This is a genomic window from Desulfobotulus mexicanus, from assembly GCF_006175995.1.
GTDB lineage: Bacteria > Desulfobacterota > Desulfobacteria > Desulfobacterales > ASO4-4 > Desulfobotulus > Desulfobotulus mexicanus.
Map to the genome: position 1 here is coordinate 1 of NZ_VDMB01000015.1, position 18901 is coordinate 18901.

Here is an 18901-nt window from a genome sequence, read left to right on the forward strand (position 1 = left end):
TTGCAGCGGTACTCAAAGTGACAGGATTAAACATCCTGAGGGCAACTGCGTTCAGAAATCGCCTCAAAAGGGTAAAAAGGGGAGGTGAGGGGGCAAACACCCTTAAATTTGCCCTTCATAAGGTTGTCAAAGAGCGCATTTTACATCTACCAGACTCGATTCATCAATTTGTAAGGATATTTTTGTCCCGGAACAATCTTTTCAACTTTTCCTCACAAAATATGGCTTGAGACTTTTTGCGAGTGCATCACAGTTAGTTCACCTATTATTTCATAACCAAGGGCTTCAAGTGGTTTTTTCATAGCCTCTATAGTAAAGCCCATATCTTCAATGGATTCTTGTTCACATATTGCAGCAACGATGGCTTTTCTATTCTGATTATCCAACTGGCTTGACCAACTTCTCGGACGATCATTTTCAAAATTATAGAAACAATAAAGCCGATCGATAAAGGCTTTCATCCAAGACGTGATATTATAATTATGGGTGGGTGATACCAGCACTAAGCCCTTTGAGGAAAACAGTTTTGGATAAATCTGTGACATATCATCAACTAACCCGGTGCATATCTTGGTTTTTCTACATTTTTCACATCCGATACACCCCTTAAACTCCATATCTGTTAAATTGTAACAATCAGAAGGAGATCCTGCTTGATTAACCCCTGACATTATACTTTTAAGCAATATGTCAGAGTTCCCATTCTTCCTGGGGCTTCCACTAAATCCAACTACTTTATTCTCTGGTATTTTATTTGTCAGAGTAATTAGTGATGATGACATGATTTTATTTTCCTGTAGCTACTAAAAAGCTCATTTCCCGCTCGACGTAGATAAAAACACCTGAACCTTGTTATAAGATCTCAAGCAGCGGATTCTTTCTTGAGTGGTGTTTCGGTTTTATTAGTAACGCTACGCTCTGCGGCAAAATTGGAGCGCAACGGAAAATTTGTCCGACAGCAGCGTCTTGTTAGTATTTATTTATACGCCAAAAAACTTTTCATCTTCGTCAAGCAAAAGCACAATATCTTTCGATATTTTTCTATAAGTATCAATACCTATCTTGTCTGAGAGCATTGACAATATTTGTTGACCAGGAAGCCTTTGGGAGATTTCGAATATTTCGTCGATCTGATTCTTATCAATATCTTCGATGCTGTCATGAAAAACAAAACGAGGCCTACTAAGTGATAGCTCAGAGACGGTATTAATATAAGCAAAATCAAACGCAATAACTTCGGCTTTCTTCTTTCCGCCCTCAGGATTCGTCACGGAATTCTTCATTTCGATAGTGCACATTCCGCTATCTTTATTAAAAGATAGGTCGACTTCATATTCATCGTCGTGAAGCCTCTTAGTGATTATTTTGAAGTGTCTATTGAACGTCTTTTCGAAAAAATAGACATTATCAATCTCTTTTAATATGGAATCTAATATCCGACTTAGATCATTTTCTGCTGACTGAAGATCAGATTTGGCTTTGGACTGTTGCTCCAATAACCCTTCCAACTTTCCAAGTTCAACTTTTAATTCACCTAACCGCTTCAAGTTTCTCGTTACATTCTCCAGGCTTTCTTTCGAACGCATATCTGAGAAAACCTTAACTTTATCTCTTCTTATAGCATTAAGCTCAGCGACAAGTTCTTCCTTTTCTTTAAGGAGGTTAGGTATGTCGACTCCTAGAAATTGCTTCTTTTTTTCCACAAGATTATTGTGAAATTGAACAACATCCTCAAGGTCCCTTAATGCACCATCAATCGCGATTGCAGAAAACTCATAAATTGCTCTTAATTGATTAATTAAATATCCATCTTTATCTTTAGACAGTAGCTCAATTGTACGGTAGATGTTGTCAATCTTTCGCTCTGTTGATAAGAGGGCATTAGCAAATTTGTCTTCTTCCGCCTGTAGTTCGGAGAGCCTCTCAATAGGATTTGAATATTCCGGTGAATACTCAAATTTTAAAAGATTATCTTCCAACTCTTTTGCATCTACTCTGTATTTTTTGATTTCATTTGATGGTTTTTGCTCTTTGACCATCGCATTTATAGACTGAGAATTTCTTTTTCTTCTGTTAACTAAGTTTGTAGCATCTCTCTTTTCTGTCAGGAGACCAGTGTCGTTGAACCCAAATAAATAAAGAAACAACTCACTGTAATCTTTTCCTCCAGAGTTTTTATCCAAAAACTTTGTCGTGCTTAGCATTCTGTGGCTGCTATTTCTTATAAATTTCGGCGTAACAGAACGAACAGAAGGTCTCCTTGTCAGGATGTGGAAAATTTTGTCTTGTATGAAAATTTCATATTCTTTAGGTTCTGCCTTGACCCCGTCAATGAAATATACTTGATTCTCATCGTTGCCGATCGACAAGGACCTAGATATTTGATGAATTGTTCCTTTGCTGTCCAAAAATGAAAGTGACGCTACAACAGCGTTATTTGTGAATAAAGACTCAATTTCGTGATTTGGCTTCTTGAATTCCTCATCAATATAGATGCTTGATATGCTTCCCAGCATCAAAAAATCCACCACTCGGGATAGTGTTGATTTGCCGACGCTATTTCCCGTCCTCCCAGAATTAGGCTTATTGGTAACTAGATTAAGTCCGTCGTGAAACTTTACTAATCTTTTAACTTTGCCATTTATTGTTACTTCAAGGTTGAGTAACTTCATTAATATAGACCTCGTTACCATCAAAATTTATTGCATTAATAGCGAACAGCCAGTCAAGAGACAGGATGATGTGATCAAGTGATATCTCAAATTCAAGAGGGTAGGAAAAGAAAATGTATTCGATGCTCACATTTTCTCTCATTAAGTTTTCGAGGATTTTTGCGCCAATAGTAACGACATTTATCTCTGGGTCACATCCCTTAATCGGAATCATTTTACGGGTTCTCCATTATGATGCATTCTATAAATGCATGTGCTACAACAACGTTGACGCCTAATTCAATATGTTCTTTATACTTTGGAGTATTATTTGATTCGAACGCAGTATTTTTCAGTTTTTGTATAATAAAATCTAAGATGAACTCAGAGTTTTCGCGTACCTTTTCAAGTTCGATATCGCACGATAGGTATTCAATTTTCAGTGAATCCAAGGCAAGATAATAGAGATCGTTTAAATTTTGCAAGATTGTATCTTTTCCAAAAGCAATCAAACTATCAATTTCTTTATAAGCCTCTTCAATTTTGGAAGAGTAATCAAGATACTGCTTTATTATGTGGCTTTTAGAGATCAAATTATTGTATTTAATCTTTACGATAGTCTCTGACGACGGACGTCGCCTTATTAGTTTAAATTCAAAAGGCTTATTTGCTAGACTTTCTAGCAACTGATTAATGACTGAACTAACTTCATATTCTGGTGAACTTCCAATATATATGTTCCCAGCATTTTTTTCAACATTGATAGTCTTATTAGCAGACGAAGAACTTTTACTATTATCAGTGCTCAATACTTTGCCCTCACATGTTAATGTTCATGCCGCCAGAGTTGTGTTTTGTATACAGACTCTTTTCTCCATATTGCGCAACAGTATCTTGGCCATTATCAATACTAACTATATTTTCAAGCTTCTGCATCTTTAGCTTTAGTGACTTGTTTTCTCTTCTTTTTATAATTGAATATGCGGTGCTACCGACAGTGCAAAGCCAAGCAATACCTACACCAATATCTGATTTTAAAAAGTCTAGTAATATATCCATTTGGTTACCTTAAGTTATGAAATATGCATAGTTTTATAAAGCTAACGGGCCGGGGCTGACGTGGGAAATCGTGGTGCTGACCGGCGCCGAGCGCCGATCAAGCAGACGCAGTCTGGTTTATCGGTGTGAGGTGTCCGGTCGAGTACCTTGTTCAGGCGCGTAGCGCCGGGGCAAGGTATTCGACGTAGTCAGCACCACGATTCACGGCGGCGCAGCCGCCGTGAACGCCAGCCATCAGCGGCGCGCACCTTTGGCGCGTCCGCTGGATGGTTTTGTTATGTGCTTATCTTTAGTTTTTCCGCCAAATCTTCTGGCGAGATTAACCGAAAACCATAATTGCTTTTTAGCCAGCCTAGATTTGACTCGCTAAATACCGATGTATCACCTGCCTTATGAGCATTGTCTCTAGAACAAAAGTAGTCGCCATTTACAGCAATATGACAAGCTACTGAATCACCGTCAGCCCATTCGGCAATGGCTTTAGCAATATTTCCATTTTCGTGTTCTGGAGCTTTTTCAATGCCTCTTGTCCATTGGGAATCATATTTCTTTCCTAATGCCTGTATACGCGAGATGCCAGCCCCGTTTGACTCTATTTCCCTGGCAACCTTGAAAACCATATCTTGATATGCTTTCAGGTCATTATGCTGGTAAAAATTTGATTCAATATCTGGATTTACTATGCCCCCAATCCTTGGCAGTTTAATTATTTGGAACCCAATGGCTATAGCATCGTTTAGATGTTTTTCTAAGTAACTATTATTTCCCGGATGAGCAGACTTATCTGGTCCAATGGAAAAAGATACATTTATACCTTCTCCCTGATCTTGCTCTGAGATGTTTACTTTAGGTTTGTATTCAGAAAAAAACTCCTTCCGATCTTTTCTTTTTATGGCCTCAAGGGTAAACACTGTTTCACACAAAAATGGTGTACTTCTATTTTCGTCAATTGCTTTCCTAATTTGCTTAAAGCTCTCTATAGATGATTCATTAGGAAAAGTGTCTGGTGAGGCAATTATTCGCCACACATTTGAATCGAACGTTATTTTCATGGAGTACACCTTTTCCTTTTCACACATAATCGTGGTGCTGACCGGCGCCGAGCGCCGATCAAGCAGACGCAGTCTGGTTTATCGGTGTGAGGTGTCCGGTCGAGTACCTTGTTCAGGCGCGTAGCGCCGGGGCAAGGTATTCGACGTAGTCAGCACCACGATTCACGGCGGCGCAGCCGCCGTGAACAAGTTATTGTGCAGATCTGTATAATCACCACTATTTTTAAAAATAAAGAGAATAAAAAATCACCTAAAAATAATTTTTCTAACCACAGAATCCGCAATTTATCATGATAAGCAGAAAACCTGATATCTTCGATTTTTCAGTCCCCGCCTGAGTCCTTTTAAAAAATACTCACACCCAAGGCAACCAGAAATCATTCAATTTTTTTAAACCAGCTTTTCTTTCATGACAAGTATTTCTTTACCTCAAGGCAGACTGCCAGCCATTTGACTTATTAAATCCTTTTTTCTGTCTGGTTTCTGAACAATCACCTGTGAAACAGTCATGGAGTTGAAAAATATGCATAAAAACAAAGTGCTGATCTGAAGTTTTCAGTTTTTTTCTTCTCAGTAATGCACGGCCAGCCAGATGGTTTCCACATCCGGAGCCGTCCACTCCACCCTGTGTTCGGATCGGGCGGGAATAACCAGATAGTCCCCCGGCTCTAAAATCACCGTGGCTTCGGGATTTCTGAAACGTATCCCGGCCCGGCCCTGCACCACAAGAACAAATTCATTTTTTTCCTGATCATACCAGAAGCCCTCGGGCGAGGCATGACCCTTGGACAGAATACGTTCAATCACAAGTCCCTGATGCCGGACAAGGGGCTCAAAAACTTCTTTTTCCAGCTTATCAGGCAGATTGGCAAAGAGGGATTGTTTCATGGGTTTTTCCTTTTACAGATCATGGTCCAGCCGTATTCTAAGAAAAAAGGCAGCTTTTGGGATGCCGGATTAGGTCACGGTCAAACAGTCTGGGTCTTGCACTGGAACGAGGCCGCTGAAATTACAATGCTGGAATTTAAGGGTAAATAATGCTGAATAATTACAGATCTTATTTTATAATATCTTCCCGGTCCGCACCATGCTTCCCTTATCCATGTGCACAAGAAAGTCCAGCCAGTCAAGCCCTTCCAGATGGTGGGTGGCAAGGATCAGGGTTTTTCCGCTGCTGATCCTGCCAAGTTCCATGCGCACGGCCTTTGCGGTTTCAGGGTCCAGATGGGCTCCCGGCTCATCCAGAATCCAGAGGGGCGCATCCTGAAGAATGGCCCTTGCCAGAGCCAGACGCTGAAGCTGCCCGCCGGAAAATCCCAGACCGCCTTCACCCATGGGACTGTTCAAGCCCATGGGCAGGGCTTTTACAAAATCAAGGGCTCCGGCTTCACCTAAGACCCGCAGAAGTTCGGTATCCGGTGCATCGGGTCGGCCAAGGCGCAGGTTTTCCCCAAGGGTTCCGGAAAACCATTCCGGCTTCTGACCCAGCCAGGCAATCTTTTTTCGGAAGGTATCCGCATCCAGAGTCTCAAGGGGCTTGTCATCCACAAAAATCTGTCCCTGGGAAGGTCTGTCAAAGCCGAGAAGAAGGGTCAGTATGCTGCTTTTTCCTGCTCCGCTGGGCCCCACCAGACCCACCCGCTGGCCTGCCTGAATGTGGAGATCCACATCCTTTATTACGGCATTTCTTCCATCGGGACGCCAGCTCAGTTTTTCCATGCGGATGGAAGGTGCTACTTCTGGCTGCCATTCAAGCTTACCGGAAACAGGGTGAAGGCTTGCGGTCTTCACAAGGGGAAGCAGGGAAGAAGCCGCTGCCATGGCCTGGGCCTTTGCATGGTAATCTGCCCCCAGACGGCGCAGGGCCATATAGTATTCCGGAATAAGCAGCAGAATGAAAAGGCCGGAGAGCAGAGGAACCGGAACCGTCCCCCTGGCCCATGGCACATGGCCTAAGAGTCCCATGCCCAGATACACGGCCACCAGTGCGATGGACAAAGAGGCAAAAAGTTCCAGAACAGCAGAAGAAAGAAAGGCCAGCTTCAGTACGGAAAGGGTTTTCTTTTTGTAGCCTTCTGCAGCCAGACTCAGCTTTTCACGGGCCGGTTCCACGGCATTGAGCTGGCGCAGAACCGGGAGTCCCCGCAGAAGATCCCGTATGCGGCCTGCCAGAAGGGATAGGGCCTGAAACTGTTTTCGTCCGGCCCGGGCTGCCTCATTGCCCACCAGCACCATGAAAAAAGGAATGAGGGGGGCTGTCACCAGAAGGAGCAGGGCCACAAGGCGGCTGTGGGGCCATATTGCAAGAACAATGACAAGGGGAGTGACCACGGCCAGAATTTTCTGGGGCAGATAGCGCACAATATAGTCATCCATGGCATCCACCTGCTCAAGAACCATGGCGGAAAGAACACCGTCTCCCGCAATACGGCTTCTGTGGGGACCTGCATCAGTAATTTTTTCCAGAAGTTCCCTTCGCAGACGGCGGCGAAGGTAAAGGCCTGCACGGAGTCCGAAGCCATCCTTTGCCGCAAGTAAAAGGGGCCTCAGTAGAAGGCAGAGTCCCAATAGCCAGAAGGACGTCTTGTCAAACCGGTTTTCTAAGGCCAGCCCCACCAGAAGATCCGCCAGAAAAAAACACTGGAACACCATGGCAAGGGCGGCCATGCTTCCCGCAAGGGCTGATATGAAAAGCAGGCCCTGTACCCGTTTCACCTGAGCTTTCAGCCAGACCTCTGCATTGGCTTCCGTATCTTTGCTTATTTCCTTCAAAAAAAGAGATCCTTTATTTTTTTATCTGAAAGTGCCTGTTCTTCAGCTTGATAATGCCGCCGGAGAATCCCCTCCCTTTTTTAAGGGCAGGCGGATATTCACGGAAAAACCCTTTTCATGGTTGACGGCACGGATGCTTCCGCCATGACGACGTATGGCCTGTCCTGTGATGGCAAGGCCAAGGCCCACGCCGCCGGTGCGCCTGTCCCTGTCATCGTGAACCCTGTAAAAGGGCTCAAAAATCCGGGGAAGATCCTTTTCCGGCACACCCGGTCCGGGGTCCGAGACCCGGAGTACAGCCTCATTTTCTTCCTCAATGGCCAGAAATACCTCTACTTCACCTTCCTCCGGTGTATATCTCAGGGCATTGCGGATTACATTCTCCACAGCCCTGTGCAGAAGGGTGGGCGATCCTTCCAGCAGGATCTCTTCTGTTCCGGAAAATATGACGGAGCGTCTCTGGCCCTGGGCCTCAAAATCCGCATCCGCCACCACATCCATGACAAGGCGGGAAAAATTTATTTTCTCAAAGGGAAGATCTTCCCCGTTTCCTGAGCTTAGGCGGGCAAGGGTAAGGATTTCTCCTATCATGGTATTGAGGCGTTCCATCTCCATTTCCATGCGTCCCAGAGCCGCCGTATCCCCGCCGCCCTTGCGGGCCAGCTCCAGAGCCACTGCCATGCGGGCCAGAGGGGAGCGCAGTTCATGGGAAATATCCCTCAGCAGTCTGTCCCTTGAGTTCAGCAGATCTGCCATGCGGCCTGTCATGGCATCAAAGTCTCTGGCAAGAAGTCCCAGTTCGTCCTTTCGGTTTCCCATATGCGGAGCCACCCTTACCGCAAGATTACCCGCAGCCACATTGCGGGTGGCGGAGCGCAGTCTTGCTATGGGACCTGTGATATGTCGGGCAATGGCCCAGCAGAGAATGACCGCAAGAAAAATGGAGCTCCAGAAGCGGATGCCCAGATCTTTGGGAAAGCGGAACATGAGACGCTCGGCGTGGGGAGGGAGGGGAACAAGGGCCACCATGATCCAGATTTCTTCCCTGTGGGAAAAGCCGGTAAGTATGAGGAGTTCGCTGCCCAGAACATCCACCCTTGCTGCCTTTTCTCCGGAAAGTTCCTGCAGAATATTCTGCACCTGCTCCGGCAGGGGATCTCCTGACACGGAAAGATGGTCCGGATAAAGAAGCCAGGTTCTGGTACGCATTCTTTCCAGAAAGCGCTGCCTGTAGGAGAGATATCCCTCCATACCTTCATCCTTGAGCACGGCAGCGGCACCGTATCCGTAAAGTTCAACGGACTGCCTGAACATTTCCTGCCTTTCATGGCGCACCCTCTGGCGGTGTTCACTCCATGGTCCCTTGGATGCGGTGAAGGCCAGAATCACGGACAGTGCCATGCTGGCAAGGGTAAAGGCCAGAAATCCGAAGAAAAGTTTAATGAAAAGCCGGTGCATAAAAATTCCTGATCTTTATTCAGTGTAAAGATAACCCACTCCCCGTATGGCCCTGATACGCTCAACTCCGTCCGGTCTGGGGCCCAGCTTGCGCCGAAGGCTGCTGACATGGACATCCACACTGCGGTCGTAGTTGCCAAGGGGTCTTCCCAGTACTTCCTCGGAGAGCTGTTCCCGTTCCATGGTTTTGCCTGCATGGCTGAGAAAAAGGGTTAGAAAGTCAAATTCCACCATGGTCAGGCTGACGGGCTCGTCTCCCCGCAGTACCCGCCTGCTGCCCGGATACAGGCGTACATCTCCCAGTTCCAGAGGGCGGCTTTCTTCCCCGGTACCTGCTCCCTCGGACTCACGGTCGCTCCGGCGCAGCACCGCCCGGATTCTTGCCACAAGCTCTCTGGGGTTGAAGGGTTTTCCCAGATAATCATCCGCACCGATTTCAAGACCTATGATGCGATCCACCTCTTCGCCTCTGGCCGTGAGCATGATGACGGGAATAAGGCTTTTTTCCCTCAGTCTGCGCAGTACCTCCAGACCTCCCATGCCCGGCATCATCACATCCAGTACCACAAGATCCGCCTTGCCGCTCAGGGCTTTTTCCAGTCCTTTGGCCCCATCCTGTATTCCTTCCACGGAAAAACCTTCCGGCTCCATAAATTCGGCCAGAAGTGCCGTCAGCTCCCTGTCATCATCAATTACCAGAACATGCAGCATTATTTCCTCCTTTTTCATCATCATGCCAGAGCTTTGGCAATCTGCCCGTAAAAATTTGTAAAGATCTGATTTGTAGAGGGTCTGGTTCCTGTGTCTCTGTCCGGAAGAGATGGCTGTTGTCAGGCAAAAATGACATTGAAGAGGTACTGTTTTTTTAAAGAAAAAAGGGAAAAACCGGAAATTCCGGTATTTCCCCGAATAAATCAGGCAGCAGCATTTTTTTCAGGGTAAAAGCCCCTTCAGATCTTCCTGGGAGAAGGGATAGATGGAGCCGCAGTTATGGCAGGTGATTTCCAGGGGAAAGGGACCCTTTGCAAGGATATCCTTTTTGTCTTCTTCGGGCAGGCCCTTCAGGTAGAGACCCAGCTGATCCGCATTGCAGCGGCAGAAAAATTCCACCCTCCTATGGTCAATAATTTTGGGATTCAGGGTGGCGAAGGTGTTCATGATCATATCTTCGGCTTTTTCTTTTCCGGAGAATGCCTCGCCGATGCCGGGCATGGAAGCCACAAGGGATTCAAGGGTGACAATTTCTTCTTCCGTGGCTCCGGGCATGGCCTGAAGCAGCAGGCCTCCTGCGCCTGTGACTTCTCCTTTGGCGTCAAAGTGAACACTTAAGGAGAGGGCCGTGGGTGTCTGTTCCGAGGTGGCGTAGTAATGGGCCACGTCCTGGGCAATATTGCCATAGGCAAGGGCCACCTGACCGGTGAAGGGGTGGCGTGCCGTCTGGGTGTGGCGGGTGAGGGTCAGAAAACCTGCCCCGAAAAAAGGGGAAAGGTTAAAACTTTCCGGAGCTTTTTCTACGGGAATGGGATTTTTATGCAGGTAGCCCCGGATTTCGCCCAGGGCATTGGCTTCTGCGGACAGGCCGCCAATGGGTCCGGAGCAGGATATTTTAAGCTGTATGCGGTCTTCACCCTTAAGGGGCATGGCCATGAGGCCTGCGGCTATGTAAGCATGGCCTAAAGTCAGGGTTTCCAGAATACCCAGTTCATGGTTGGCCCGCATTTCATTGACAAGGCGGGTGGCATGGATGAGGCTGCCGCGGATGTGGCCATTGGCAAGTATAAAGATATGGGCCTTGTCCAGGGCGCTGGCACGGAGCTGTTCTTTGATGTCTGAACCAAAGGGCTTTTTTTTGATCATGGTAAAAAACGGCTTTCAGGCTTGTCCCGGATTCTGGGACGCCGTGCTGGCAAGTTCCATCAGTTTCCGGGAGAGGTTTTCAGGTACAGGCCGGGTTCCCACCCGCTTACAGATGCGGACGCTCTGGGAAAGGGTGGTGAGGCAGACCCGGCACTTGGGACAGTTCTGCAGATGGTCTTCCAGCTCCCTGCGTTCATCTCCTTTCAGCTCTCCATCCACATAGGCGGAAAGGCGGTCAAACAGGGCAAGGCAGTGGGCGGGAATATCCGGAATTTCAGGAAGGCTCATGGCTGAAGTATCCTTTCAGGGTTTCCCGGATGGAAAAACGGGCTCTGTGCAGCCGGACCTTGACATTGGCCTGGGAAATATCAAGAATCCGGGCAGTTTCTTCCGTGGAGAAATCCTCCATGTCCCGAAGGACCACCACAAGGCGGTATGTGGGAGGCAGTTCATCAATGGCTGCCTTGATCCTTGCCCCCAGCTCTTCGTTAAGAAGCCTGTCCACGGGTTCTTTGGCCCACTGGGGCAGTTCTTCGGGTGCTTCGGCTGCATCACCGGGAATCACATCTTCCAGGGAAAGTTCCCTTTCCGGCGCATATTTGGAACGCCGCCGCATCTTGATACAGACACTGACGGCGATTCTGTATACCCAGTTACGGAAAAGGCTTTCATGACGGAACCCGGACATATATCTGAAGATGTTTATAAAGGTTTCCTGAACCAGATCCTCTGCGTCCCGGCTGTCTTTGCAGATCCTCAGGCCGAAGTTGTACAGGCGGTCCTGATAGCGTAGCACCAGTTCCTCAAACAGCTCTTCACGGCCCTGATTGATGGCCTGCACCAGATCAAGGTCCGGATCCTGTTTCCGGGGGGTGTTTTTCGTGTTCGTTCCGATGGTTTTCTCCCGTTCTTGTCAACTGACAAGAATCTTTCAGTCAGGTGGAAACGCCCAGTTTCGGCAGTATCCATGCCTGCAGAAGGTACCAGACGCCAATGATGGCCAGCAGAAAAAGAAGCTCTTTCATCTTGTTCTCCTTTTAAAGAATTGTATTTTTAAAGTCCATGTTTTTTCATTATGGACATCCAGTAGAAAGGAGCCCCCATGCACCCTTCAGGTTACACAGCCCCTGTCTCAGGCAGGGGAGAGCAGATGCTGAATTTTCTGAAACTCTATTTTCAGACGCCCCGGGCACTTGGCTCTGAAGTGGAAGCCTTTGCCGCAGACACCCTTGGATACGGGGATGCGGGCGCTGTTTCTTTGATCATGACTTCTGCCGGAGACGGAGATTCTGCCATGCTGAAGGATCTCTGGATCTTCCCGGACAAGACCCTCAGGCAGCAGCTTGCGGATGTATGGAGGGGCAGGGGCTGGCAGGCTTCCGATATCCGCAATCTCCGTACTGTCCTCTGGCAGGAACAGCCTTTTGCCCGGCTGGAGACCAGTGAAGGGCAGGTTCTGGATATCCCTCTGAGTGTTGAAGAAATAGGATATTTTGTGGAAAGATTGTATCTTCACCGGAATATTGATCCGGAACTATGGGGAGAGATCCGTTCCCTGCATCCGGAATCCTTTGCCATGGAGGCTGTGCTGACCCTCTGGACTTCAGGTATGGATATCCTGCAAGGGCGGGCTGAGGCCCTGAAGAGACTGGTGGAAAAGGAAAAGGGCAGCCAGCATTTTTCTGAATTTTTTAATCTCATGGTGAAGGTTATGGCCGAAGCTCCCATGGATGCTTCCTGGCCTCTGCCCCTGCTCCATGCCCGGCGCAGGCTGGAGCAGAGGTTTTCCGGAGCAAAGCGTGTGGCTGCTGCGCTGGAGCGGGGAACCATTGAAACCCTGCTTCTTTCCGGAGACCGGGTGCTGGATGCGGATCCTGAAAAGGCGGCGCAGGAACTGAATCTTGCGGAAATGCTTCTCCACAGGCTCTGGCCCGGTGCCCTTCCATGGGATTCGGGCGTGCAGAGCAGGGAGTTTGATTATGGGAACATTTGAAAAGGAGGCTTCGGTGCTGTTTCCGGACGTCCCCGTTTTCCGCTGCGCTGGACAATGATTTCTTCAAAGGTATCCTTTTTGCCGGAACGTTTGAGGGCTTCCTGAATCATGCGGGAGAGACCGGCACAGCAGGGTACTTCCATAATAGCCGCTGTGATGGAGCCTATGTCCCCATGGGAAAAAATGGCAGCAAGTCTTTCTATGGTTTCCTCGGCATTGTCCAGCTTGGGACAGGTCATGAGAAGGGCTTTTCCCGGCAGCAGATCCCTGTGCAGATTCGGATCTGCAACGGCTGTGCAGTCTGCAAGAATTAGAAGGTCTGCATTCCGCAGGAAAGGCGCTGTGGGCGGAATGAGACGCAGCTGCAAAGGCCACTGGGCAAGGGCTGAAGGAGACGGTTCACAGGAAGCCGTTGGCCGGGGGGGCAGGGCCATTACCTGAGTGGATGGGCAGCCCCGGCTTTTGAGGTGCTGGTGAACGGCCTCTTCGTCAAAGGGCTCGGTTTCTTTTTTAACAATGCGCAGGGCATCCTGGGGGCAGGCACCGATGCATGCGCCCAGTCCGTCACAGAGGGGATCCTGGATTACCTTTGCCTTGCCGTCCACTAGGGCAAGGGCACCTTCGGCGCAGGATGGAATGCAGAGGCCGCAGCCAACGCATTTTTCTTCATCTATTTCTATCATGTCCCGTAAAATTTTCATTTTTGTACTCCTTTACTCCTTAAGGGCTGATGCTTTTCAGGGGTATGCCACTTTGGGCACCCTTTCTATATTTTATGATTAAGGATAAGGCAGAGGATAAAAAAATACATTGATATGAATCAAGGAATAAAAAAATGCAGACAGAAGATGTTTTAAAAAGTTTAAGGGATGCATCTCTTTTTTCAGATCTGGATGCTCCGAGTCTTGCCTCTCTGGCAGATATAGGAAGGTTGCGGGAAAGCCTTCGCGGGGAAATGCTGTTTCAGGAAGGGGATGGGGCTGAAGGTTTTTTTGTGCTGCTTTCCGGCAGGGTCAAGGTGTTTAAATCCACGGCCGAAGGCAAGGAAAAAATTCTGCATATTCTGGGGCAGGGAGAACCCGTGGGAGAGGTGCCCATGTTTGCAGGTATCCCCTATCCAGCCAGTGCCCAGACCCTGGAGCAGAGCCAGCTTATTTTTCTGCCCAAAAAGGCTTTTGTGGAAAAGCTCGCAGACACGCCGGATCTGGCCCTTTCCATGCTGGCCGTGCTTTCCCGGCGGCTCAGGCTGTTTACCACCCAGATAGAACATCTGACCCTAAAGGAGGTTCCTGCCAGATTTGCGGCCTATCTCCAGACCCTTAGGGAGGAATCCGCAGGCAATGAGGCTTCTCTGGTTCTGCCCGTATCCAAGGCCCAGCTGGCCAGCCTGCTGGGAACCAGTCCGGAAACCCTTTCCAGAATTCTCTCCCGAATGGCTGCTGCTGGATATCTTGAGGTAAGGGGCAGCAGCATTGAAATCTGTGATCCCGAAGGGCTTGCCATGGTTGCTGAAGAGGGAAAGATGGAGTGAGGTCTTAAAGATTCTTTTTAAAAAAAAGTAATTGTTCAGCACAGTTTTATTCCAAAATGCCAACACTGTAATTTCTTGGCTCAGCTCTATTGCAAGGCACACTGGCTGTTTGCAGGTGACGTTGCAATCGTTTCGGATCAAAGCTTTGCAGGCCTGTGCGAAAGAAGCGGCAAACTGTCTGAGCCGACACAAAGGCAGCGTGTCCAAGCCTGCTATGGTAATAAAAAAGCTTATCCTGCCTGTGGCGGCGAGTTTTTGCCGGTTCCGCACAGGGCAAAAAGCTTCCGAATAAGATTGCGTCACGGGCAAACAGCTTGGGTGCCTGTGCATCTGTCTGACAGGTATGATACTTATAAAATTGTGCTGAACAATCACAAAAAATAATAAGGTGCAGAGGGATAAACCCGCCTGCACCTTATTTGTTTATACTATCGGGTCAGAACCGGATTACGGTCCTGACCCTTTTAAATCAATAAAGCTTAGGATTAACCCACAAAGGCTTCTTCGGGGATTTCCATGATGGCTCCGGTAAGGTTTTTAACGGAGTCCATTTTACCTATGGCGGTGGGCAGAAGCTGCTCATAGAAGTACTTGGCAGTAGCAAGCTGACCTTCGTAGAAGGGTACGTCTTTTTTCTTGGCACCTTCAACGGCTTTTTTGGCAACGGTTGCACGCTCGGCCCATGCCCATGCCATAACAAGGTCGCCAGCCACTTCAAGGAAGGGAGTAGCGGAAGCAAAGGCATCCAGTGCTTTTTCGCTCATGGCTGCGGCACCGATGGTCATGGTAACTTCACCCAGCTTGTTTATGGCAGCCTGCAGGCTGTCAGCAATTTTTTCAAGACCGGCTTCACGGGCTTTTGCAACGGTTGCATTGACTTCACCCATGAGATCCATGATGGGCTTGCCTTTGCGCATACCGAGTTTACGACCAAGGAGGTCCATGGCCTGGATGCCGTTGGTGCCTTCATAGATGGCGGTGATTTTGGCATCACGGTAGTGCTGAGCCTGGGGATATTCTTCGATGAAGCCGTAACCACCGTAAATCTGAACACCGGTGGAAGCTACTTCAACGGCCTTGTCGGTGCAGTAGGACTTGGCAATGGGGGTCAGGATTTCAATGAGACCTTCCCACTTGGTTTTTTCTGCATCATCTGCCGTGGTGTGGGCTTTGTCAAAGCAGCTGTTCAGGTAGTATACAAGGAAGCGGCAGCCTTCCACATAGGCTTTCATGGACATAAGCATACGGCGTACATCGGGGTGCTGAATGATGGGTACACCGGTAAGGTCGCCTTCAAGAACGGCTTTCATCAGGTTGGGTCCCTGAATACGCTCTTTGGCATACTGGATGGCGTTGCAGTAGGAGGCGGTGGCAAAACCAAGGCCCTGCATGGCCACACCCTGACGGGCTTCGTTCATCATGAGGAACATGTACTTCATGCCCTTGTTGGGCTCACCGATCAGCTCACCGATGCAGTTGTCCTTGGAACCGAAGGCCAGGGTACAGGTGGCGTTGCCATGGATACCCATTTTTTCTTCGATACCAACGGTATCAACGTCGTTGAATTCACCCATGGAGCCGTCATCGTTCACTCTGTACTTGGGAACAAGGAAGAGGGAAATACCCTTGGTGCCTGCGGGAGCGCCTTCGATGCGTGCAAGAACGGGGTGTACCATGTTTTCCACAAGGTCAGAGTCACCGCCTGAGATGAAGATCTTGTTGCCTTTGATCTTGTAGGTGCCGTCTCCCTGGGGAATGGCTACGGTTTCAAGGGCACCAACGTCGGAACCAGCTACGGCTTCTGTGAGGCACATGGTGCCGCCCCATTTACCGGAGAAGATGTTTTTTACATAAAGCTGCTTCTGCTTTTCCGTACCAAAGGTGGCAAGGATGTTGCCGCAGCCGTGGGTCAGGCCGGGGTACATCATGAAAGAGCAGTTGGCTGAGGTGAAGTATTCACCAGCAGCCATGGCCAGAAGGTGGGGCATGCCCTGACCACCGAATTCGGGATCATCGCACATGGCCAGCCACTGACCGTCGCAGAAGAGCTTGTAGGGCTTGTGGAATGAGGGCGGAACCTTTACCTGACCGTCTATCAGTTTTACGGCTTCGGGATGTCCATTTTCCTTGTCCGCCAGTTTGTTGGTGGGCAGGATTTCTTTGATGGCCAGATTTCTGGCTTCGGTAATGATCATGTCGCAGGTTTTTTTGTTGAAATCTGCAAACTTCTCATGCTTGCTGAAATCGCTTACACTGAAAACTTCGTGCAACAGAAAATCCTGATCTCTGCGTTCAATAAGTGGCATTTCCCATCTCTCCTTATTAAATGTTTTGGTGAATCCTGAACCTTAATCCTTAATACAAAGTGGAAAAAAACATAAATGCGGACACAGCTGAAGCTGTGGTGAAAACATGATAAAAAAGTCTTGAGGCATGGAGCCTGAAAATCTTTTCTGTTTAAAGAGCAATCTCTGATCCTTACAGCTACAGGAACCTTTTGCCTTGTTCTTATACCCGGACACTAAAACATTCACAATCCGGATGATTCTCAAATTCTGATCTTTTGCACGCATACTTTTAAATGCACAGGATGTCAATGGCATATGGGGAAAATTTGCATCCTTATCCAGTATGGAATCTTCTTTTTTCATTTTTTTTAAAAAAATTCAATCCTTGATTTTTAAAGCTTTTTCTTTTTTTCCAGGGCAGCAGGAAAAGGGTGTTCTTTCACAGCGCTTGTTTTTTGCTGCGAGTCCTGTTTTCTTTTGTGCTTTATGTTTTTTGCGGTTTTTATTCAGCGTCTTTTTTGTTTTCCTGCTCGAGCTTTGTTTCGGAAAGGTTGTCCTTGCTGGAAGCCTGCTTGAAATTCTGTATGGCTTTGCCAAGTCCGGAGCCGATTTCCGGAAGCTTGGATGCTCCGAAGACTACGAGCACAATTACAAGGATGATAATCAGTTCCGGTATGCCGATGCCAAACATGGCAACTCCTCAAGTCTATGGTTTTAAAACAGGATATTTTATTTTATCAAGGATAGGCAAATACCACCAAGTGCCGCGGTATGTCAATTGACAAATGGTATTGTCAGCACAGGAAGGTCTTGACGGATGGCAGGGCTTTGCCCATTGTGGGGCGTATAAAAATGTTTTCCTCTGATGCGGACAGTGTTTTGTGTTTGCATCTGTCCGGGTACTGTGAAAAAAACGCAGGAGATTTTTTTTGATCAGAAAGTTTTTGAACTTTTCCCTGAAACGGGATGAAAAGCAAGGTAACGCCATAAGGAGATTCGGTATGACGACAAATTCCGGTGTACAGTTTACCGGTGCCAAGCGCTATGTGCTGGATGATGAGCTGGCAAGTATTGTAAATATTTCCATGGCTCTGGAGATGCCTCTTCTGCTGAAGGGAGAGCCGGGAACGGGCAAGACCATGCTGGCCCATGCCATTGCGGAAAGCCTTGGAATGCCCCTTACCATCCTCAATGTGAAGTCCAGCATGAAGCTCATTGAGGCTTTGTACCAGTATGATACCCTGACCCGTCTCAATGACAGCCGTTTTGGTGATTCCAGCCGGAATGTGAGCAATATCAGGGAATATATCCGCATGGGCAAGATTGGTCAGGCCTTTACTGCGGATAAAAGGGTAGTGCTCCTCATTGATGAGATAGACAAGGCAGATACGGATTTTCAGGATGACATGCTGGATGTTCTGGACCAGATGCAGTTTGACATCATTGAAGTGGATGAGACGGTGCAGGCAAAGCACAGGCCTGTTATTATCATTACATCCAATGCTAAAAAGGATCTTTCCGATCCCTTCCTCGGCCGCTGTAATTTTCATCATATTGCCTTTCCCGACCCTAAAATGATGCGCAGAATTATTGATGTGCATTTTCCCGTTATTGATAAAAAACTGGCGGAAAGTGCCATTGATACCTTTTATAAGCTCAGGGAGCTGGATGGTATAGAAAAACGTCCTGCCACCCGTGAGCTGATCAACTGGATGCGTGCTCTGGATGCGGACCCGGATTTCAAGGCTGCGGATCTTGTGAAGGGGCAGGTGCCTTTTCTGGGGGTTCTGTTCAAAAAAAGCCCGGACTATGAGCGGGTCACCCGCCTTGTCACCCGTCGCCGGGGGCTGTGATCATCTGATGGTAACTGTTCAGCATAGTTTATTCTGAACTGCCAATGCTGTAATTGCAACAGCTTTGTACTGTTGCAAGGCTCCGTGGCTATTTGTAAGTGACATTGCAATCGTTTCGGATCAGAGCTTTGCAGGCCTGTGCGAAAGAAGCGGCAAACTGTCTGAGCCGCCACAAAGGCAGCGCACCAAGGCCTGCCATGGTAATCAAAAAGCTTATCCTGCCTGTGGCGGCGAGTTTTTGCCGCTTCCGCACAGGGCAAGAAGCTCCCGAATAAGATTGCGTCACTGGCAAATAGCCTGGGGCCTCTGCGCATCTGTCTTGCAGGTATGGTATTTGGAAAACTGTGCTGAATAATTACCTCTGATGGAAGAATCTCCATAATTCCT

Annotated in this window: 20 protein-coding genes; 4 read left to right on the top strand and 16 right to left on the bottom strand. The window is 48.0% G+C overall.

The genetic code is table 11. From position 1 onward, the window contains the following. Nucleotides 1-230 (top strand): hypothetical protein (locus tag FIM25_RS17330; RefSeq protein WP_218961406.1); only part of this gene is annotated, 230 nt, incomplete at its 5' end. Here FIM25_RS17330 and FIM25_RS11580 read toward each other — a convergent pair. From FIM25_RS11580 to FIM25_RS11635, 13 genes are all read right to left on the bottom strand, one after another. After that, the gene (locus FIM25_RS11580; RefSeq protein ID WP_139449470.1) at nt 213-782 is read right to left on the bottom strand and encodes a flavodoxin family protein; all 570 of its coding nucleotides are present in this window, start codon (nt 780-782) and stop codon (nt 213-215) included. The genes FIM25_RS17330 and FIM25_RS11580 overlap by 18 nt on opposite strands. Before the next feature lie 198 nt (nt 783-980). Further along, on the bottom strand, nt 981-2672 hold the full coding sequence (locus tag FIM25_RS11585) for a DUF2326 domain-containing protein (protein ID WP_179953323.1): 1692 nt from the start codon (nt 2670-2672) through the stop codon (nt 981-983). Further along, on the bottom strand, nt 2653-2886 hold the full coding sequence (locus FIM25_RS17110; RefSeq protein WP_179953324.1) for an ABC-three component system middle component 6: 234 nt from the start codon (nt 2884-2886) through the stop codon (nt 2653-2655). Before FIM25_RS17110 ends, FIM25_RS11585 begins: the two co-directional genes overlap by 20 nt. Nucleotide 2887: 1 nt before the next feature. Next, the gene (locus FIM25_RS11590) at nt 2888-3460 is read right to left on the bottom strand and encodes a hypothetical protein (protein WP_139449474.1); all 573 of its coding nucleotides are present in this window, start codon (nt 3458-3460) and stop codon (nt 2888-2890) included. Between the two features lie 10 nt (nt 3461-3470). Further along, nucleotides 3471-3710: a hypothetical protein gene (locus tag FIM25_RS11595; protein ID WP_139449477.1), complete on the bottom strand. Its 240-nt coding sequence runs from the start codon at nt 3708-3710 to the stop codon at nt 3471-3473. A 275-nt stretch (nt 3711-3985) separates the two neighbouring features. Beyond that, nucleotides 3986-4762 carry a hypothetical protein gene (locus FIM25_RS11600; protein ID WP_139449479.1) on the bottom strand — a complete coding sequence of 259 codons (777 nt, stop codon included), beginning with the start codon at nt 4760-4762 and terminating at the stop codon, nt 3986-3988. A 570-nt stretch (nt 4763-5332) separates the two neighbouring features. Continuing rightward, a complete protein-coding gene (locus FIM25_RS11605) occupies nt 5333-5650 on the bottom strand; it encodes a cupin domain-containing protein (RefSeq protein ID WP_139449481.1) in 318 nt (105 codons plus the stop codon). Nucleotides 5651-5824: 174 nt separating this feature from the next. Further along, the gene (cydD, locus tag FIM25_RS11610) at nt 5825-7534 is read right to left on the bottom strand and encodes a thiol reductant ABC exporter subunit CydD (protein ID WP_139449483.1); all 1710 of its coding nucleotides are present in this window, start codon (nt 7532-7534) and stop codon (nt 5825-5827) included. A 42-nt stretch (nt 7535-7576) separates the two neighbouring features. Beyond that, nucleotides 7577-8992: an ATP-binding protein gene (locus FIM25_RS11615; protein ID WP_139449485.1), complete on the bottom strand. Its 1416-nt coding sequence runs from the start codon at nt 8990-8992 to the stop codon at nt 7577-7579. A gap of 15 nt (nt 8993-9007) precedes the next feature. Beyond that, nucleotides 9008-9703: a response regulator transcription factor gene (locus FIM25_RS11620; RefSeq protein ID WP_139449487.1), complete on the bottom strand. Its 696-nt coding sequence runs from the start codon at nt 9701-9703 to the stop codon at nt 9008-9010. A 222-nt stretch (nt 9704-9925) separates the two neighbouring features. Then, nucleotides 9926-10849 carry an Hsp33 family molecular chaperone HslO gene (locus FIM25_RS11625; protein WP_139449489.1) on the bottom strand — a complete coding sequence of 308 codons (924 nt, stop codon included), beginning with the start codon at nt 10847-10849 and terminating at the stop codon, nt 9926-9928. 15 nt (nt 10850-10864) lie between these two features. Further along, nucleotides 10865-11137, bottom strand: coding sequence for an anti-sigma factor family protein (locus FIM25_RS11630; RefSeq protein ID WP_139449491.1), 273 nt, complete (start codon nt 11135-11137; stop codon nt 10865-10867). After that, on the bottom strand, nt 11124-11690 hold the full coding sequence (locus tag FIM25_RS11635; RefSeq protein WP_179953325.1) for an RNA polymerase sigma factor: 567 nt from the start codon (nt 11688-11690) through the stop codon (nt 11124-11126). Before FIM25_RS11635 ends, FIM25_RS11630 begins: the two co-directional genes overlap by 14 nt. Before the next feature lie 261 nt (nt 11691-11951). On the opposite strand from FIM25_RS11635, the gene FIM25_RS11640 reads away from it, so the two are divergent. Next, a complete protein-coding gene (locus FIM25_RS11640) occupies nt 11952-12842 on the top strand; it encodes a hypothetical protein (RefSeq protein WP_139449496.1) in 891 nt (296 codons plus the stop codon). Here the strand turns inward: FIM25_RS11640 and FIM25_RS11645 are convergent. Then, complete coding sequence (locus tag FIM25_RS11645) at nt 12827-13543, bottom strand: ATP-binding protein (RefSeq protein WP_139449498.1); 717 nt, start codon at nt 13541-13543, stop codon at nt 12827-12829. The two genes, FIM25_RS11640 and FIM25_RS11645, sit on opposite strands and share 16 nt — an antisense overlap. Nucleotides 13544-13677: 134 nt before the next feature. Between FIM25_RS11645 and FIM25_RS11650 the strand changes: the two genes are divergently transcribed. Further along, on the top strand, nt 13678-14373 hold the full coding sequence (locus FIM25_RS11650) for a Crp/Fnr family transcriptional regulator (protein ID WP_139449501.1): 696 nt from the start codon (nt 13678-13680) through the stop codon (nt 14371-14373). 485 nt (nt 14374-14858) lie between these two features. Here the strand turns inward: FIM25_RS11650 and FIM25_RS11660 are convergent, their stop codons facing one another. Together FIM25_RS11660 and tatA are read right to left on the bottom strand one after the other, a co-directional pair. Further along, nucleotides 14859-16679 carry an acyl-CoA dehydrogenase gene (locus FIM25_RS11660; RefSeq protein ID WP_139449505.1) on the bottom strand — a complete coding sequence of 607 codons (1821 nt, stop codon included), beginning with the start codon at nt 16677-16679 and terminating at the stop codon, nt 14859-14861. 484 nt (nt 16680-17163) lie between these two features. After that, complete coding sequence (gene tatA / locus FIM25_RS11665) at nt 17164-17352, bottom strand: twin-arginine translocase TatA/TatE family subunit (RefSeq protein ID WP_139449507.1); 189 nt, start codon at nt 17350-17352, stop codon at nt 17164-17166. A 310-nt stretch (nt 17353-17662) separates the two neighbouring features. On the opposite strand from tatA, the gene FIM25_RS11670 reads away from it, so the two are divergent. Further along, nucleotides 17663-18514 carry an AAA family ATPase gene (locus FIM25_RS11670; RefSeq protein WP_139449509.1) on the top strand — a complete coding sequence of 284 codons (852 nt, stop codon included), beginning with the start codon at nt 17663-17665 and terminating at the stop codon, nt 18512-18514. Nucleotides 18515-18901 lie beyond the last annotated feature (387 nt).

Coding starts and splice junctions, on each gene's coding strand:
- FIM25_RS11580 (WP_139449470.1), bottom strand. CDS start 782: ATGTCATCATCACTAATTACTCTGACAAATAAAATACCAGAGAATAAA.
- FIM25_RS11585 (WP_179953323.1), bottom strand. CDS start 2,672: ATGAAGTTACTCAACCTTGAAGTAACAATAAATGGCAAAGTTAAAAGA.
- FIM25_RS17110 (WP_179953324.1), bottom strand. CDS start 2,886: ATGATTCCGATTAAGGGATGTGACCCAGAGATAAATGTCGTTACTATT.
- FIM25_RS11595 (WP_139449477.1), bottom strand. CDS start 3,710: ATGGATATATTACTAGACTTTTTAAAATCAGATATTGGTGTAGGTATT.
- FIM25_RS11600 (WP_139449479.1), bottom strand. CDS start 4,762: ATGAAAATAACGTTCGATTCAAATGTGTGGCGAATAATTGCCTCACCA.
- FIM25_RS11605 (WP_139449481.1), bottom strand. CDS start 5,650: ATGAAACAATCCCTCTTTGCCAATCTGCCTGATAAGCTGGAAAAAGAA.
- FIM25_RS11615 (WP_139449485.1), bottom strand. CDS start 8,992: ATGCACCGGCTTTTCATTAAACTTTTCTTCGGATTTCTGGCCTTTACC.
- FIM25_RS11620 (WP_139449487.1), bottom strand. CDS start 9,703: ATGCTGCATGTTCTGGTAATTGATGATGACAGGGAGCTGACGGCACTT.
- FIM25_RS11625 (WP_139449489.1), bottom strand. CDS start 10,849: ATGATCAAAAAAAAGCCCTTTGGTTCAGACATCAAAGAACAGCTCCGT.
- FIM25_RS11630 (WP_139449491.1), bottom strand. CDS start 11,137: ATGAGCCTTCCTGAAATTCCGGATATTCCCGCCCACTGCCTTGCCCTG.
- FIM25_RS11640 (WP_139449496.1), top strand. CDS start 11,952: ATGCACCCTTCAGGTTACACAGCCCCTGTCTCAGGCAGGGGAGAGCAG.
- FIM25_RS11645 (WP_139449498.1), bottom strand. CDS start 13,543: ATGAAAATTTTACGGGACATGATAGAAATAGATGAAGAAAAATGCGTT.
- FIM25_RS11650 (WP_139449501.1), top strand. CDS start 13,678: ATGCAGACAGAAGATGTTTTAAAAAGTTTAAGGGATGCATCTCTTTTT.
- FIM25_RS11660 (WP_139449505.1), bottom strand. CDS start 16,679: ATGCCACTTATTGAACGCAGAGATCAGGATTTTCTGTTGCACGAAGTT.
- tatA (WP_139449507.1), bottom strand. CDS start 17,352: ATGTTTGGCATCGGCATACCGGAACTGATTATCATCCTTGTAATTGTG.
- FIM25_RS11670 (WP_139449509.1), top strand. CDS start 17,663: ATGACGACAAATTCCGGTGTACAGTTTACCGGTGCCAAGCGCTATGTG.